Raw genomic sequence first — 16,304 nt, 5'->3', positions numbered from 1 at the left:
GCGAGGGGAAAAGACGTGTCAGCGGCTAGGCAGGGTGTCGTGGACGCCCGCAGGATCGTGGTCAAGGTCGGCTCCTCCTCCCTCACCACTGCGGCGGGCGGCCTCGACGCCGACCGGGTGGACGCGCTGGTCGACGTCCTGGCCAAGGCCCGCAGCGGCGGCGAGAAGGAGATCGTCCTGGTCTCCTCCGGAGCCATCGCCGCCGGCCTCTCCCCGCTCGGCCTGGCCCGCCGCCCCAAGGACCTGGCCCGCCAGCAGGCCGCCGCCAGCGTCGGACAGGGCCTGCTCGTCGCCCGCTACACCGCCTCCTTCGCCCGCTACGGCGTCCGCGTCGGCCAGGTGCTGCTCACCACCGACGACACCAGCCGGCGCGCGCACTACCGCAACGCCTTCAACACCCTGGACCAGCTCCTGGCCATGGGCGCCCTCCCCGTCGTCAACGAGAACGACACCGTCGCGACGGACGAGATCCGCTTCGGCGACAACGACCGGCTGGCCGCCCTCGTCGCCCACCTGGTCCGCGCCGACCTCCTCGTCCTCCTCTCCGATGTCGACGGCCTCTACGACGGCGACCCCTCCCTGCCCGGCACCACCCGCATCGGCGAGGTGCGGGGCCCCCAGGACATCGCCCACGTCTCCATCGGCAGCGCCGGGAAGGCGGGCGTCGGCACCGGCGGCATGGTCACCAAGGTCGAGGCCGCGCGGATCGCGGCGGCCGCCGGCGTCCCCGTCGTCCTCACCTCCGCCAGCAGGGCCGCCGACGCCCTCGCCGGCCGGGAGACCGGCACCCTGTTCCACCCCACCGGACGCCGCTCCGCCGACCGGCTGCTGTGGCTGCAGCACGCCTCCACCCCGCAGGGGCACCTCGTCCTCGACCAGGGCGCCGTCCGCGCCGTCACCCAGCGCGGCAGCTCCCTGCTGCCGGCGGGCATCGCCGCCGTCGAGGGCGACTTCGTCGCGGGCGACCCCGTCGAGCTGCGCTCCGCCGAAGGGGTCGCGGTGGCCCGGGGCCTGGTCAACTTCGACGCCAAGGAACTCCCGCGGCTCCTCGGACGCTCCACCCGCGAGCTTGCGCGGGAGCTCGGACCCGCGTACGAGCGGGAGGTCGTGCACCGGGACGATCTGGTCCTGCTGCAGGGCTGAGGTTCGGGAAAACCACCGCGCGGCGGGCCGGGGACTGGTCAACTGTGAGGGGCGGACACGCGTAGCGCAGACAGGAGGCGGCTGGTGAGACGAGCGCTGACCAGCGTCGGTACCGGGGACGGCGCCGGCGGGGAGGAACAGGGCCCGGTGTCCCGCCTCTGGCACGTGACGCTGAGCGTCTCGGGCAGACCGGCGCCGCTGGCGGAGGTGCGGCGCGGGCTGGAGCAGCTCGCGCACGACCACCCCTTCCTGCTGACCAGCCGGTATGCCGACGACCACGCGGAGATCCGGTACTGGGAGGAGGCCCGCGACCTCCACGACGCCGCGGCCGTCGCCCTGCGGCTGTGGGGCGAGCACCGGTCGACGGCGCGGCTGCCTCCGTGGGAGATCGTCGGGCTGGAGGTCATCGACCGCACGACCTACCACCAACGCGTCGCCGAGGGCTACGGGCCACCCCCGGCCCACCCGGTGGGCGTGCACCCTTACTAAACGCGCCGCTTGCGCGGCTCGGCGCCGGGGCGCCTCCCCGGCTTCGCGCCGCTGCGGCGGCCTCCGACCGCCGACGGCGGGGCGGACCCGGGGGCCCCGGCGGGCGTCGGGTGCCGGGTGCGGGTCGTCGCGGTGTGCAGGCTGGTGCCGCTGTGGCCGGGGCCGGCGCGCCAGCGGCTGGGGCGGTCGTGGTGTGCGGGCTGGTGCCGCTGTGGCCGGGGCCTGATGCCGGCTGCGGCGGTGGGCCGCTGCGCGGGGCGATGTCCCCTACCCGCCCTTCGCCCGTTCCCCGGGCCCTCGGACCCGCGCCTCAATCGCCGCCGGGGCTGAAGGATCCCGGGGCTTAGCCCCGGCCCCCGACACCGTGCGCTCCGCGCCCGGTGAGGCGCGGGGTCTGGGGCGGAGCCCCAGAGTCTTTCAGCCGCGCCGGCGACTGAGGCGGGAACGGGGGAAGGGCGGGGCGGGGAGACGGCTCCGCGCAGCGGGGTGTTCGCGGCCGCCGCCCCGGCACGGGAGCCGGCACCCGCCGATGGGACCGTCTCGCGGGGTGGAACCCCGTGGGACGGCCGGGGAGCGGGGACTAACCTTGGCGGCATGACCTCGCTCGACGACGCCCCCGCGACCTCCCCCGTCCTCGCCACCGCGGCAGCGGCCCGCACGGCCGCCGCGGCCCTCGCCCCACTCCCGCGGTCCGCCAAGGACGCGGCCCTGCTGGCCATCGCGGACGCCCTGACGGCCCGTACCGACGAGATCGTCGCCGCCAACGCCCAGGACATCGAGAAGGCCCGCGCCGCCGGCACCAGCGAGACCGTCGTCGACCGGCTCACCCTCACCCCGGAGCGGGTCGCCGCCATCGCCTCCGACGTGCGCGACGTCGTGGCCCTCCCGGATCCCGTCGGCGAGGTCGTCCGCGGCTCGACCCTCCCCAACGGCATCGACCTCCGCCAGATCCGCGTCCCCCTGGGCGTGGTCGGCATCATCTACGAGGCCCGCCCCAACGTCACCGTCGACGCCGCCGCGCTCTGCCTGAAGTCCGGCAACGCCGTCCTCCTGCGCGGCAGCTCCTCCGCCTACGCCTCCAACACCGCCCTCGTCGCCATCCTGCGCGACGCGATCGCCGGCGCGGGCCTGCCCGCCGACGCGATCCAGCTCGTCCCCGGCGAGTCCCGCGACTCCGTCCGCGAGCTGATGCGCGCCCGCGGCCTCGTCGACGTGCTCATCCCGCGCGGCGGCGCCTCCCTCATCAAGACCGTCGTCGAGGAGTCCACCGTCCCGGTCATCGAGACCGGTACCGGCAACTGCCACGTCTACGTCGACGCCCAGGCCGACCTCGACATGGCCGTGGACATCCTCGTCAACTCCAAGGCCCAGCGGCCCTCCGTCTGCAACGCCGCCGAGACCCTCCTCGTCCACCGCGACATCGCCGACGCCTTCCTGCCCCGCGCCCTCGACGCCCTCGCCGACGCCGGCGTGACCGTCCACGGCGACGCCCGGGTCCTGGCCGCCGCCGAGGACAGCAAGGTCACCGCCCTGCCCGCCACCGACGAGGACTGGGCCGCCGAGTACCTGTCCTACGACATCGCCGCCGCCGTCGTGGACTCCCTCGACGACGCCGTCGCCCACATCCGCCGCTGGACCTCCGGCCACACCGAGGCGATCGTCACCACCTCGCAGGCCGCCGCCCGCCGCTTCACCCAGCTGGTCGACTCGACCACGGTCGCCGTGAACGCCTCCACCCGGTTCACCGACGGTGGCCAGTTCGGGTTCGGTGCCGAGATCGGCATCTCCACCCAGAAGCTGCACGCCCGGGGCCCGATGGGCCTGCCCGAGCTCACCTCCACCAAGTACATCGTCACCGGCGACGGTCACATCCGGTAACCGCCACCCGAACCCGGTGTGGCCGGATTCCGGCTTTCACCCTGCCCAAAGCGGCCCCCCAGGTCTACGCTGTTCCCGTGCCGGACGACGTGGGGGGCAAGCCGTTCCCGGACGACGGGGAGCCCGACGACGACCGCGGAGGCGCGGATCAGGACTTCGCCTCCGTGGTGTTCGACGAGGCCTTCGTCCGGAGCGCCGAGATACTTGAACCGAGCGCGGCCGAACGCCAGCGCGCCGCCGACCTGGCCCGCGCCGAGGCGGAGGCCGCCCGCGTCGCCGGAGGCTGGGCGGGCGAGGACGACTACGGCCACCCGGACGGGTACCCGCTCGACGACCCCGCCTGGGGAGCCGGGCCCCACGGCTACGCCGAGGGACCGTACGGGGCCTACGGCGGCAGCCTGCGCCCCTACCGCGGCCGGGCCGGCTGGCTGAGACCGGTCGCCTGGGTGCTCGCCGTCGTCATGGGGCTCGGCATGGTCGCCCTGGCCTTCAGCGCCGTCTACCGCAGCGCCGCGGGCGAGGCGGACCCCGCCCCCGCGCCCGCCAGTACCCCGCTCGGGGAAGTCGCCGGCGTCGGCGCGTTTACGTACCCCGTCGTCCGCCAACCCTGAAGGTACGACCCCGCTCTCCCGTCAGGAGCTGGGGGCTTCTCTGAAGCGGGGACAGCGGGGAGAAGCGATGGCCGTACCAGGAGATCCACCCAACGGCACCCCCGAGGGAATCGGCGGGGGTGACGACGAACTGCGCCCGGACGAGTACCGGTCGGTGGTGTTCGACGAGGACTTCGTCCGTGCCGCCAGGCTCCAGGAGTTCTCCGCCGAGGAACGCATGGGCGAGCACGCCCGGGCCGTCCGCAGCCGCTCGATCTGGTCCTCCGGCGGCTCCGCGGGCCGGGGCACCGGCACCCCGGGCCGTGGCGCACGCCAGGGCATGCTGCTGGTCCTGCTCATCGCCTCGGCCTTCGCGGTCGCCGTCTACCTGGGCGTGCGCAACCCGTACGTGCCCCCGGCCGGCGGCAACGCCGAGCCGCTCAGCAGCACCGTCGTGCCCCTGGCGCCATCGGCCGCCGTACCCGGCGGCACACCGGCCGACCTGTACGCCCACAGCCCCGCGGCGGACTACCGGACCGGGGCGGCCGGCATCACCCTGCCCGCCGTACGCCGCACCCACCACTTCACCGAGAGCCAGGTCCTCGCCGCGCTGTCGATCGCCAAGGACTACCTGGTGCAGTCCTCCCTCGACCCCGACGTGCTCTCCGGCAGCGCCTCCCGGCCCGTGCGCGTGCTGCTGGACCCCGGACAACTCGCCCAGTTCGACGAGAGCATGGCCTCGCCCTCCGGGGACGGCCGGCACGCCGCCACCGGCTGGCTGGTCCGCTTCGACCCGCACACCGCGGCCCTGGCCGACTCCCGCGTCCGGGTCAGCGGCACCCTCGCCTTCGAGGAGGTCAGCCCGGAGGTGCTCGTCGTCACCACCGACCACACCTTCGTGTACGCCGTACGGGGAGCCTCCGGGCCGCCGGCCGGAGCCGACACGGCCTCGCTGTTCACGGTCCGCCGGGAGCTGCGGCTGCGCTTCGACCACGAGGACCTCACCAGCCGGCGGGCGGAGGTGGCCTCCTCCTACACGATGGCCGGACCCCAGGACTGCGCCGCGGACCCGGCCGGGAGCTTCCGCCCGCTGCCGGCCGGAGCCGGCCCCACCACCGTGGGCCCGCCGGCCAGCGACCCGTACGCCAGCGGCCACCCCCGGCGCACGGCCGGACTCTGCGGGGTGATGGACCCGGCGGCGGCCCCACCGGACCCGTCGGCCCAGCCCGCGCAACCCTCGCAACCGTCGCGGTCCGCGCCGTCCCCGGCCGGGCCGCAGCCGGGCCCGGCCGCGGCGGGACCGCCCGTGGCCCTGCCCCAGGCGCCGCCCCCGCCGGCCTCCGTCAGCCCTCTCCGGTAGGCGGCTTCTGCTCGCCGCCGGCAGCGCCGCCGAACCGGTCGCGCAGCTTCCCGCCCAGGTCGCCCGCGCCGCCGGCTATGTCGCCGACCAGCTTCATCAGCGGATCCCTGCTCGTGCGCACCGAGTCCGCGTAGTGCGAGGCGGACTGGCGGAAGGAGTCGGCCACCGAGGTGTCCTTGTCCTCGTCCCGCCGCGGGTAGTGCCCGTCCACGATCCGCTGGTAGTCCCGGCTCTTGGACCACTTGCGCAGCTCGGCGGCGCGCACCGTGGTGAAGGGGTGGGTGCGCGGCAGCACGTTGAGGATCTTCAGGACCGAGTCGCGCAGGTCCCCGGCCGCCTCGTACTCGTCGGCCTGGGCCAGGAAGGCGTCCACGTTCATCTCGTGCAGGTGGTTGCCGCCGGCGATCTTCATCAGCCCGCGCATCGACGCGTTCACGTCCTGCCCCACCAGCAGCCCCGCCCGGTCCGCCGACAGCTCGGACTTGCGGAACCACTCCCGCAGCGCGGTGACGATCGCCATGATCGCCACATTGCCCAGCGGGATCCACGCCACCTTCAGCGCCAGGCCCGTCAGGAACAGCAGCACCGTGCGGTACACGGAGTGCCCCGACAGCGCGTGGCCCACCTCGTGGCCCACGACCGCCCGCATCTCCTCCTCGTCCAGCAGCTCCACCAGCGCCGTCGTCACCACGATGATCGGCTCGTCCAGCCCGATGCACATGGCGTTCGGCTTCGGGTCCTGCTGTACGTACATCTGCGGGACCTTCTCCAGGTCCAGGATGGAGCAGGCGTCGCGCAGCATCTCGTACAGATGGGGGAACTGGGTCTCGCCCACCCGCACCGAGTCCGACAGGAACAGCAGCCGCAGACTGCGCTCCGGAAGCAGCCCGCTGAGGGCCTTGAAGACCGTGTCGAAACCGGTCAGCTTACGCAGGGCGACCAGCGCCGAGCGGTCCGCCGGGTGCTCGTAGGCCCGCGAGGAGATGCCCGGGAACCTCCGGCGGTCGCGTGCCGGTGTCTTCTCGAATCCGCTGTCGGTCATGGCGCTTCCCCCTGGATCGGCCTGTGCTGCACTGCGTCCATCCTCTGTCCATCCTCTCCAACGCATGAGTCGGCGTGAGCGTGCCCCGGGCCCCCGCATACGATGTGAGGGAAGTCTCCGCTCGCTCCCCGACTCGATAGGTACCTGCCTGATGAGCCTCTCCACCACCGCCAACAACCTCGTCCTCCTCGCCTCGGAGGGCACCGAGCAGCACGGTGGCAACCACGAGAGCCTGAGCCCCTACCTGACCGGTGGCGGTGCGCTCTTCGTCCTCCTGCTGCTGCTCTGGGTGACCACGCGTCTGAACCGCGACCGCTGAACCCTTCGTCCGGACCGGGCCTCCGCGCGCGCGGCACCGGGCCAGTAGGCTCTGCGCTCATGGGAGAGCAGGAAGTGCCTACGGGCCCGGTCAAGCGCCGGCTCGGCGTGATGGGCGGGACGTTCGACCCGATCCATCACGGACACCTGGTGGCCGCCAGCGAGGTCGCCGCCCTTTTCCACCTCGACGAGGTGGTGTTCGTCCCCACGGGTGAACCGTGGCAGAAGTCCCAGCGGGCCGTGTCGCCCGCCGAGGACCGCTACCTGATGACGGTCATCGCGACGGCCTCGAACCCGCAGTTCTCGGTGAGCCGCATCGACATCGACCGCGGCGGGCCGACGTACACGATCGACACCCTGCGCGACCTGAGCGCGCTCAACGAGGACGCCGACCTCTTCTTCATCACCGGCGCCGACGCCCTCGCGCAGATCCTCACCTGGCGCAACGCCGACGAGCTCTTCTCCCTCGCCCACTTCATCGGGGTGACCCGGCCCGGCCACGTCCTGACCGACGACGGCCTGCCCGAGGGCGGCGTCTCGCTCGTGGAGGTGCCCGCCCTGGCGATCTCCTCCACCGACTGCCGCGCCCGCGTCGCCGAGGGCGACCCCGTCTGGTACCTGGTCCCGGACGGCGTCGTGCGTTACATCGACAAGCGTGAGCTGTACCGGGGAGCCTGAGCTTCCGGAACGACGAGAGGCCCGCGGTGAACGACCCACAGGATCCGTACGACCCGTACGCCGCCCAGCAGCAGCTCATCGGCTACGACCCGTACGGCCGGCCGCTGTACGGCCAGGTGCCCGCGCAGCAGTACGAGCCCCCGTACGAGCAGCAGTACGACTACGGGCAGCAGGCGCAGGGGTACGCCCCCCAGGCCCCCTCCTACGGGTACGACACCCACCAGCAGCCCCCGCAGTGGATCCCCCCGCAGGCCGCCGCCCCCCAGGCCCCCGCCCAGCCCTCCGCCCCCGCCCCGGTCCCCGTCCCCGAGCCGCGCCGGCCGGAACCGGCGGACCCGGCGGAGCCGGCCGGGCGGGAGCCCGCCGGCTACCGCACCGAGCAGTTCGCCTTCATCGACCAGCCGGACGAGGACTCCGAGGACGTCATCGACTGGCTCGCCTTCACCGAGAGCCGCACCGAGCGCCGCGAGGAGGCCCGCCGCCGCGGCCGCCACCGGGTGGTCGCCCTGGCCGTCGCCCTGTCCCTGCTCCTCGTCGGCGGCCTCGGCTGGCTCTGGTACGCGGACGAGCTGCCCTTCCTCGACGGCCCCGGCCGGACCAAGGGCCCCGCGACCGCGGTCGGCGCCCAGAAGCGCGACATGATCGTCGTCCACCTGCGCAACACCAAGCGCGGCGGCAGCTCCACCGCCCTCCTCGTGGACAACGTCACCGCGCGGCAGGGCGCCACCGTCCTGCTGCCCAACACCCTCGCCGTCACCAAGGACGACGGCACCGGCACCACCCTCGGCCAGTCGGTCGAGGACGGCGGCATCGGCACCCGCGAGGCCCTCGACACCGCCCTCGGCACCCGCATCGGCGGCACGTGGCGCCTGGACACCCCCTTCCTGGAGCGCCTGGTCGAGCTGGTCGGCGGCATCGAGACCGACACCGACACCGCCGTGCCCTCCGACGACCGGGCCAAGACCCCGGCCGTCGGGCAGGGCCCCCGGCAGAGCCTGACCGGCGCCATGGCCGTCGCCTACGCCACCTACCGCGCCCCGGGCGAACCGGAGGCCAAGCAGCTGGAGCGCACCGGCCGGGTCCTGTACGCCGTCCTGCGCAAGATCCCCTCCGACCCGAAGGCGGCCGCGACGACCGTCGAGAGCATGGGCCAGATCCTGGACCCGGGGCTCGACGCGCAGAACCTCGGCGGCCTCCTGGCGCGGATCGGCGAGCACGCCAAGACGGCCGCGTACCGCACCGAGGTGCTCTCGGTGAAGCCCGACGGCGGTCTCACCGACGAGGCCTCCAAGAAGGTGGTCAAGGAGCTCCTCGGCGGATCCGTCGCCGCCGCCCAGCCCGGCGCGGCCCCGCGGGTGGGCCTCAAGGACGCCACCGGCGACGAGAAGGCGCAGGTCGCGGCGAAGGCCGCGCTGCTCAACGGCGGCTACGCCCTCGTGGACGGGGGCAGGGCCGACCGGCCGGCGGCCACCTCGCAGGTCACGTACCAGGACGAGGGCCAGCGGGCCCGCGCGGTCGAGGTCGCCAAGACGCTGGGGCTGGCGGAGACGGCCGTGAAGAAGGCGGAGAGCGTGGTGAACGCGGACGTCGTGGTGACCCTGGGCAAGGACTGGAAACCGTCCTGACGGGGCGGGGCCTGCAGTACATGAGACCCTTGTAGGGATCTGCCCGCCAACCCGAAAGCATGGCCAGTGACCGCCACGGACCGCTCCATCGAGCTCATCACCACCGCCGCCCAGGCGGCGGCCGACCGGCTCGCGCACGACATCATCGCGTACGACGTCAGCGACGTGCTGTCGATCACCGACGCCTTCCTGCTCGCCTCCGCGCCCAACGACCGCCAGGTCAAGTCGATCGTGGACGAGATCGAGGAGCGGCTCCTCAAGGAGCTCGGCGCCAAGCCGGTGCGCCGTGAGGGCGACCGCGACGCCCGCTGGATCCTGCTCGACTACGTCGACATCGTGGTCCACGTCCAGCACAGCGAGGAGCGCGTCTTCTACGCGCTGGAGCGCCTGTGGAAGGACTGCCCCGAGATCGAACTCCCCGAGGACGCCAAGCTCACCATCGGCAAGGCCGAGGAGCACGCCAAGCTGCGCGAGGCACAGGGCGACGAAGACCTGGACGGTGATCTGTTCTGAGCGGGGCCACCGGTACGGCGAATTCCGGTGGCGGCTCCGCCCGCACCGGCAGGAAGATCGTCCTCTGGCGGCACGGCCAGACCTCCTGGAACCTGGAGCGCCGCTTCCAGGGTTCCACCGACATCGAGCTGACCGAGACGGGGCTGGCGCAGGCGCGCCGCGCCGCCCGGCTGCTCGCCTCGCTGGGTCCGGACGCCATCGTGGCCTCCGACCTGAAGCGTGCCGCGGCCACGGCCGCCGAGCTGGCCGCCATCACGCGCCTGCCCGTGGCGCACACCGAGGCGCTGCGCGAGACGTACGCCGGTGAGTGGCAGGGCCTGACGCACGAGGAGATCGTCGCGAAGTACGGCGAGCAGTACGCGGCGTGGAAGCGCGGCGAGCCCGTGCGGCGCGGCGGGGGCGAGCTGGAGACCGAGGTGGCCGACCGGGCCGCCCCGGTGGTGCTCGACCACGCGGACCGGCTGCCCCCGGGCGGGACGCTGGTCGTCGTCAGCCACGGCGGCACCATCCGTACGACCATCGGCCGCCTGCTGCGGCTGGAGGCGCGCGACTGGGAGAGCCTGGGCGGGCTCTCCAACTGCTGCTGGTCCGTCCTCGGCGAGGGCGCGCGGGGCTGGCGGCTGCTCGAGCACAACGCCGGCACCCTGCCGGAGCCGGTGCTCGGCGACGACGACTGAGCCCCTCCGCGGGGCCGCTCCGACCCGGATTTCACTTTCCGGCTGGTCACAGGCTAGAGTTCTTCTTGTTCGCAGCGAAGAACACCGGAAACGGGGGGAACGCCGCGGAGAGCGGGGCTATAGCTCAGTTGGTAGAGCGCCTGCATGGCATGCAGGAGGTCAGGAGTTCAATTCTCCTTAGCTCCACAATCAGGATCCCGTCCCCAACAGGGGGCGGGATCCTTGCGTTTGTCCCTCCTGTGCTTGCTGACCCCGCCGGGACCGGCGTGGCAGAATCGGACGGCCGGAGGGGGACACGACGGTCCGACGCGGGAGGGAGTCGCTGACGGATGGGTGCACACCGGCGGCGCTGCGACTGGTGCAACAACGGCACGCCGATCGTTCGGGACATGGAGCCCGTCAATCCCGACTACCAGTACTGGTGCGAGGAATGCGCGCGGGCGCTGATCATAAAGGGCGACCCCATCGAGACGTACCGGGAGCTGGAGGGCGAGCCGATCTACGGCCGGCTGCTCGACGAGCACTGCACGCTCAAGCGCTTCTACCAGTTCGCCCGGGCATGACCCGGTCGATGGCGGGCGAATCGGTCATAACGACCCCCGGGAAACCGATTTTTGGTCTGGGGCCATGACCGTGTAATGTTCTCGATGTCGCCAGGGGGAACCGGCAAGGGAAACCGAGAAGGGGCCCGGCGGCAGAGAGAAACAAGGGGCTATAGCTCAGTTGGTAGAGCGCCTGCATGGCATGCAGGAGGTCAGGAGTTCAATTCTCCTTAGCTCCACAGTGTGGAAGAGGGCCACCCGGATCGGGTGGCCCTCTTCTCGTTGTGCGGAACGGCAGAGCGGCCGCACGGGCCCCTGCGGTACCCTGGCGCCATGCGTGCCGTACGCCTTCTGCTTACCGAGCCGCGCTGAGCAGCACCGACCCCGAGAAGGTCGGCATCGGCGCGGCGTCCCCTCCTGTGCGAGGGGTTTTTTCGTTTGGGCAGGCAGAGACGGCAGAGACGATCGATGGAGCTTCAGGAATCATGAGCGAGACGAACACCCCGGCCCCCGAGGCGGCCGAGGGGCACCGTTACACGGCTGCCATGGCCGCCGACATCGAGGCACGCTGGCAGGACGTATGGGACGCGGAGGGCACCTACGAGGCGCCCAACCCGACCGGTGACCTGGCCGGCGACCCGGCCGTCGTCGCCCGGCCCAAGAAGTTCATCATGGACATGTTCCCGTACCCCTCCGGTGCGGGCCTGCACGTCGGCCACCCGCTCGGGTACATCGCCACCGACGTCTACGCCCGCCACCAGCGCATGTCGGGCCACAACGTCCTGCACACCCTGGGCTTCGACGCCTTCGGCCTGCCGGCCGAGCAGTACGCCGTGCAGACCGGCACGCACCCGCGCGTGTCGACCGAGGCCAACATCGAGAACATGAAGCTCCAGCTGCGCCGGCTGGGCCTGGGCCACGACAAGCGCCGGTCGTTCGCGACGATCGACCCCGAGTACTACAAGTGGACCCAGTGGATCTTCCTGCAGATCTACAACTCCTACTACGACACGGACGCGGACAAGGCCCGGCCCATCGCCGAGCTGGTCGCCGCCTTCGAGAACGGCTCCCGTGAGGTCCCCGGGGGCCGTGCCTGGGCGGAGCTGACCCCCGCCGAGCGCGCCGACGTCCTGAACCAGTACCGCCTGGCCTACGCCTCGGACGCGCCCGTCAACTGGTGCCCCGGGCTGGGCACCGTGCTGGCCAACGAGGAGGTCACCGCCGACGGCCGGTCCGAGCGCGGCAACTTCCCCGTCTTCAAGTCCCGGCTGAGCCAGTGGAACATGCGCATCACCGCGTACGCCGACCGGCTGCTGGACGACCTGGACGCGCTGGACTGGCCCGAGGCCATCAAGCTCCAGCAGCGCAACTGGATCGGCCGCAGCGAGGGCGCGCGCGTCGACTTCCCCCTGGGCGACGAGGCCATCACCGTCTTCACCACCCGACCCGACACCCTGTTCGGCGCCACCTACATGGTGCTGGCGCCCGAGCACCCGCTGGTCGAGAAGTTCCTTCCGGCCGCCTGGCCCGAGGGCACCCGCGAGGCCTGGACCGGCGGACACGCCACCCCGGCCGAGGCCGTCGCCGCGTACCGCAAGCAGGCCGGCGCCAAGTCCGACGTCGAGCGGCAGGCCGACGCCAAGGAGAAGACCGGCGTCTTCACCGGCGAGTACGCCGTCAACCCGGTCAGCGGCGAGAAGGTCCCCGTCTTCGTCGCCGACTACGTGCTGATGGGCTACGGCACCGGCGCGATCATGGCCGTCCCGGCGCACGACGCCCGCGACTTCGAGTTCGCCCGCGCCTTCGAGCTGCCGATGCGCTGCGTGGTCGAGCCCACCGACGGCCGCGGCACCGACCCGGCCGAGTGGGAGGACGCCTTCGGCTCCTACGACGCCAAGCTGGTCAACTCGGCCGGCGAGGGCATCTCCCTGGACGGTCTGGGCGTGGCGGAGGCCAAGGCCGCCATCACCGACTGGCTGGCCGAGCGGGGCCTGGGCGAGGGCACCGTGAACTTCCGCCTGCGCGACTGGCTCTTCAGCCGCCAGCGCTACTGGGGCGAGCCCTTCCCGATCGTGTACGACGAGGACGGCGTGGCCCACGCGCTGCCCGAGTCGATGCTGCCGCTGGAGCTGCCCGAGGTCGAGGACTACTCGCCGCGCACCTTCGAGCCCGACGACGCGGACTCCCAGCCGGAGACCCCGCTGTCGCGCAAGGCCGACTGGGTCAACGTGGAGCTGGACCTGGGCGACGGGCGCGGGGTGCGCGCCTACCGCCGCGAGACCAACACCATGCCGAACTGGGCCGGCTCCTGCTGGTACGAGCTGCGCTACCTGGACCCGCACAACGCGGACGCGCTGGTCGACCCGGAGATCGAGCAGTACTGGATGGGCCCGCGCGAGAGCGCCCCGCACGGCGGCGTCGACCTGTACGTGGGCGGCGCCGAGCACGCGGTGCTGCACCTGCTGTACGCCCGCTTCTGGTCCAAGGTGCTGTTCGACCTGGGCCACGTGTCCTCGGTCGAGCCGTTCCACAAGCTCTTCAACCAGGGCATGATCCAGGCCTACGTCTACCGCGACGAGCGCGGCTTCCCGGTCCCGGCCACCGAGGTCGAGGAGCGCGACGGCAAGTTCTTCTTCGAGGGCGAGCAGGTCAGGCGCGAGCTGGGCAAGATGGGCAAGTCCCTGAAGAACGCCGTCACCCCGGACGAGATCTGCGAGGAGTACGGCGCGGACACGCTGCGCCTGTACGAGATGGCGATGGGCCCGCTGGACGTCTCGCGCCCGTGGGACACCCGCGCCGTCGTCGGCCAGTACCGGCTGCTGCAGCGCCTGTGGCGCAACGTGGTGGACGAGGAGACGGGCGCGGTGACGGTCGTCGACGCCGAGCCCGCGGAGGACACCCTGCGCGCCCTGCACAAGGCCATCGACGGGGCCGGCTCGGACATGGCGGGCCTGCGGTTCAACACCGCCATCGCCAAGATCACCGAGCTGAACAACGCCCTGACGAAGGCGGGCCGCCCGCTGGAGCGGTCCGTGGCCGAGCGCCTGGTGCTGCTGATCGCCCCGCTGGCCCCGCACATCGCGGAGGAGCTGTGGCACCGCCTGGGCCACACCGACTCGGTCGTCCACCAGGACTTCCCGGTCGCCGACCCGGCGTACGTCGTGGACGAGACGGTCACCTGCGTGGTCCAGGTCAAGGGCAAGGTCAAGGCCCGCCTGGAGGTGCCGCCGACGATCTCGGACGCCGACCTGGAGCAGCTGGCGGTCACCGACGCGGCCGTCGTCGCCGCGCTGGGCGGCGCCGAGGTCCGCAAGGTGATCGTGCGCGCGCCGAAGCTGGTGAACATCGTCATCTGAGGGCGCGGGTACCGCGTCTCGGGGTGATCCCGTACGGGCAGGTTGGGGGTTCGTTTGGAACCCCCGGCCTGCCCGTGGCGTTTACGGTGGAGGGGACGGGGACAGGCCGGGGAAGGGAACCTCATGGAGGTAGGCGCGTTGGTCATCATCTTTGCCCTGGTGGTGCTGTTCGCCTTCCTGGGGCTGGGCGCCTGGGCCGCGGTCAAGGCGGTCGGCGCGGCGAAGCGCGGCGTGGACCGGACGATCACGCAGGCCCGCCGGACGGTCGAGGACACCACCCTCAGGGCCAAGACCCTCGGCCAGTCCGGGGTCACGGCGGCGCTGGCGCAGCTGCGGCTCGACCTGCGGACGTCCATGCGGGCCACGCAGGCGGCCCTCTACCAGGGGGTCCAGGCGGACGCCTCGCTGAAGGAGTCGATCGCCCTCTTCGAGCGCCTCAGCCGGCACGGGCACGAGCTGGACGACGAGCTCAAGCGGCTGGAGCAGGAGCCGGACCGCAAGCGGATCGCGGAGTGCCTGCCCGGGCTGCGCGAGCGCACCGCCCAGATCACCGAGTCCGCCGATTCGCTGCGCTGGGCGGCGCGCGACCGGGCCCGTCAGTTCGCCGACGAGGACCTGGCGGCGCTGTCGGCGCAGATCGAGGTGGAGTCGAGCGCGCTGCGCGACTGGTCCCGGGAGTCGGTGGACGACCTGACGGCCGCGGCTGCGGCGTGGGACGCTGGAGCCGGACCGGGGCCCGCGCGGGGCGCGGGTGCCTCTGCCTCGGGTGCGGCTGCCTCGGGTGCGGCGGGCGAGGCTTCCGGGCGGCAGCGGCCCGCGCTGGATCCGTCCGGGCCGGCGGTGTCCTACCCCTGGCAGAAGGCTCCCCGGCCGGAGGCCGCTTCCTGAGCGCGGCGGCAGGGGCGGGCTGAGGACCGGGCAGGCCGGAGCGGTAGGGGTGACGGTCGTGGCCCGGGCTGCCGGATCGCCCCCTCGGGCGGTAACCTCCGGCTCATGTCCCGCCATGTCGCGATCGTCACCGATTCCACGGCCTATCTGCCCCCGCCGGCCATGGAGCGGCACGGGATCACCGCCGTGCCCCTGACCGTCGTACTGGGCGACGAGGCCCTGGAGGAGGGCACGGAGATCTCGGCCCGCAGCCTGGCCACGGCCCTGCAGAAGCGCCGCTCGGTCACCACCTCCCGCCCTGCCCCGGACCGCTTCGTGCAGGCCTACCGGGCGGCGGCGGAGGCCGGTGCGACCGGGATCGTGAGCCTGCACCTCTCCGCCGAGTTCTCCGGCACCTACGACGCCGCCGTGGTCGCCGCGAAGACGGCCCCCGTGCCGGTGCGTGTCGTGGACACCGGCATGGTCGCGATGGCGCTCGGCTTCTGCGCCCTCGCCGCCGCCGAGACGGCCGAGGCGGGCGGTTCCGTCGACGAGGCCGTGGCCGCCGCCGAGAAGCGGGCCGCGGAGATGTCGGCGTACTTCTACGTGGACACCCTCGACTACCTGCGCCGTGGCGGCCGGATCGGGGCGGCGCAGGCCCTCCTCGGGTCGGCGCTCGCGGTCAAGCCGCTGCTCACGCTGGACGGCGGGCGGATCGAGATGCTGGAGAAGGTGCGGACGGCCTCCCGGGCCATCGCCCGGCTGGAGGAGCTCGCCGTCGAGCGGGCCGGGGCGCGCGGCGTCGACGTGGCGGTCCACCACCTGGCGGCGCCGGAACGGGCCGAGAAGCTCGCGCAGCGGCTGCGGGAGCGGATCCCGGGCCTGGTCGAGCTGCATGTGAGCGAGGTCGGGGCGGTGATCGGCGCGCACACCGGGCCGGGGCTGCTGGCGGCGGTGGTTTCGCCGCGCTGATCCGGGGCGGATACACCGGAACGGGTGGCGGAGTTTTCCACAACGGGCTGGTTATGCACCGGAATTGATGACTCCGAGCGGGGTGTCGGGGGCCGGGCCTAGCGTCGTGGCATGACTCTTCGAACGCGTGCCGCACGCCGCCTCTCAGGTACCTCCGGATCCTTCGACGACAACGCCTCTTCCGACCTCGGCCGTGGCCGGGGTGCGGGGAGCGGGCCCGGGAGGGGGCGGCGGTCCGACGGGCGGCTGCGGGA

The 16,304-nt window shown here is 72.9% G+C and carries 15 protein-coding genes and 2 tRNA genes; 16 read left to right on the top strand and 1 reads right to left on the bottom strand.

Annotated features, from left to right (window positions below):
- The first annotated feature begins 15 nt into the window (after positions 1 to 15).
- The 5 genes from proB to ACFY0O_RS14895 all read left to right on the top strand — a co-directional run bounded on the left by proB (position 16) and on the right by ACFY0O_RS14895 (position 5,460).
- Positions 16 to 1,143 carry a glutamate 5-kinase gene (proB, locus tag ACFY0O_RS14915; RefSeq protein WP_388947022.1) on the top strand — a complete coding sequence of 376 codons (1,128 nt, stop codon included), beginning with the start codon at positions 16 to 18 and terminating at the stop codon, positions 1,141 to 1,143.
- A gap of 81 nt (positions 1,144 to 1,224) precedes the next feature.
- Positions 1,225 to 1,632, top strand: a complete 408-nt coding sequence (locus tag ACFY0O_RS14910; RefSeq protein ID WP_388947270.1) for a hypothetical protein — start codon at positions 1,225 to 1,227, stop codon at positions 1,630 to 1,632.
- Between the two features lie 594 nt (positions 1,633 to 2,226).
- Positions 2,227 to 3,510: a glutamate-5-semialdehyde dehydrogenase gene (locus ACFY0O_RS14905; protein WP_388947020.1), complete on the top strand. Its 1,284-nt coding sequence runs from the start codon at positions 2,227 to 2,229 to the stop codon at positions 3,508 to 3,510.
- Positions 3,511 to 3,587: 77 nt separating this feature from the next.
- Positions 3,588 to 4,121 carry a hypothetical protein gene (locus tag ACFY0O_RS14900; protein WP_388947019.1) on the top strand — a complete coding sequence of 178 codons (534 nt, stop codon included), beginning with the start codon at positions 3,588 to 3,590 and terminating at the stop codon, positions 4,119 to 4,121.
- Positions 4,122 to 4,188: 67 nt separating this feature from the next.
- Positions 4,189 to 5,460, top strand: a complete 1,272-nt coding sequence (locus tag ACFY0O_RS14895) for a hypothetical protein (protein ID WP_388947017.1) — start codon at positions 4,189 to 4,191, stop codon at positions 5,458 to 5,460.
- Here the strand turns inward: ACFY0O_RS14895 and ACFY0O_RS14890 are convergent.
- Positions 5,444 to 6,502, bottom strand: a complete 1,059-nt coding sequence (locus tag ACFY0O_RS14890; protein ID WP_388947015.1) for a M48 family metallopeptidase — start codon at positions 6,500 to 6,502, stop codon at positions 5,444 to 5,446. The two genes, ACFY0O_RS14895 and ACFY0O_RS14890, sit on opposite strands and share 17 nt — an antisense overlap.
- Positions 6,503 to 6,653: 151 nt before the next feature.
- Between ACFY0O_RS14890 and ACFY0O_RS14885 the strand changes: the two genes are divergently transcribed.
- From ACFY0O_RS14885 to ACFY0O_RS14835, 11 genes are all read left to right on the top strand, one after another.
- A complete protein-coding gene (locus tag ACFY0O_RS14885; protein WP_358892946.1) occupies positions 6,654 to 6,821 on the top strand; it encodes a hypothetical protein in 168 nt (55 codons plus the stop codon).
- Between the two features lie 59 nt (positions 6,822 to 6,880).
- Complete coding sequence (gene nadD / locus ACFY0O_RS14880) at positions 6,881 to 7,498, top strand: nicotinate-nucleotide adenylyltransferase (RefSeq protein WP_079426883.1); 618 nt, start codon at positions 6,881 to 6,883, stop codon at positions 7,496 to 7,498.
- Positions 7,499 to 7,524: 26 nt separating this feature from the next.
- Positions 7,525 to 9,123 carry an LCP family protein gene (locus ACFY0O_RS14875; RefSeq protein WP_388947013.1) on the top strand — a complete coding sequence of 533 codons (1,599 nt, stop codon included), beginning with the start codon at positions 7,525 to 7,527 and terminating at the stop codon, positions 9,121 to 9,123.
- A 66-nt stretch (positions 9,124 to 9,189) separates the two neighbouring features.
- Complete coding sequence (gene rsfS, locus ACFY0O_RS14870) at positions 9,190 to 9,636, top strand: ribosome silencing factor (RefSeq protein ID WP_358892948.1); 447 nt, start codon at positions 9,190 to 9,192, stop codon at positions 9,634 to 9,636.
- On the top strand, positions 9,633 to 10,313 hold the full coding sequence (locus tag ACFY0O_RS14865; RefSeq protein ID WP_358893049.1) for a histidine phosphatase family protein: 681 nt from the start codon (positions 9,633 to 9,635) through the stop codon (positions 10,311 to 10,313). The genes rsfS and ACFY0O_RS14865 overlap by 4 nt, the downstream gene beginning before the upstream one ends.
- A 113-nt stretch (positions 10,314 to 10,426) precedes the next feature.
- Positions 10,427 to 10,499, top strand: a tRNA-Ala gene (locus ACFY0O_RS14860).
- A 143-nt stretch (positions 10,500 to 10,642) separates the two neighbouring features.
- Entirely contained in the window at positions 10,643 to 10,876 is a 234-nt protein-coding gene (locus tag ACFY0O_RS14855; RefSeq protein WP_007264019.1) for a hypothetical protein, read from the top strand.
- A 145-nt stretch (positions 10,877 to 11,021) separates the two neighbouring features.
- A tRNA-Ala gene (locus ACFY0O_RS14850) sits at positions 11,022 to 11,094 on the top strand.
- 246 nt (positions 11,095 to 11,340) lie between these two features.
- Complete coding sequence (leuS, locus tag ACFY0O_RS14845; protein WP_388947011.1) at positions 11,341 to 14,211, top strand: leucine--tRNA ligase; 2,871 nt, start codon at positions 11,341 to 11,343, stop codon at positions 14,209 to 14,211.
- 123 nt (positions 14,212 to 14,334) lie between these two features.
- On the top strand, positions 14,335 to 15,099 hold the full coding sequence (locus tag ACFY0O_RS14840; protein WP_388947009.1) for a hypothetical protein: 765 nt from the start codon (positions 14,335 to 14,337) through the stop codon (positions 15,097 to 15,099).
- Positions 15,100 to 15,204: 105 nt separating this feature from the next.
- Complete coding sequence (locus ACFY0O_RS14835; protein WP_388947008.1) at positions 15,205 to 16,050, top strand: DegV family protein; 846 nt, start codon at positions 15,205 to 15,207, stop codon at positions 16,048 to 16,050.
- Positions 16,051 to 16,304 lie beyond the last annotated feature (254 nt).

The sequence above is a fragment of the Streptomyces sp. NPDC001594 genome (assembly GCF_042893675.1).
Taxonomy (GTDB): domain Bacteria; phylum Actinomycetota; class Actinomycetes; order Streptomycetales; family Streptomycetaceae; genus Streptomyces.
The sequence above is the reverse complement of the archived record's forward strand: the minus strand, read 5'-3'. Positions and strand labels throughout refer to the sequence as shown.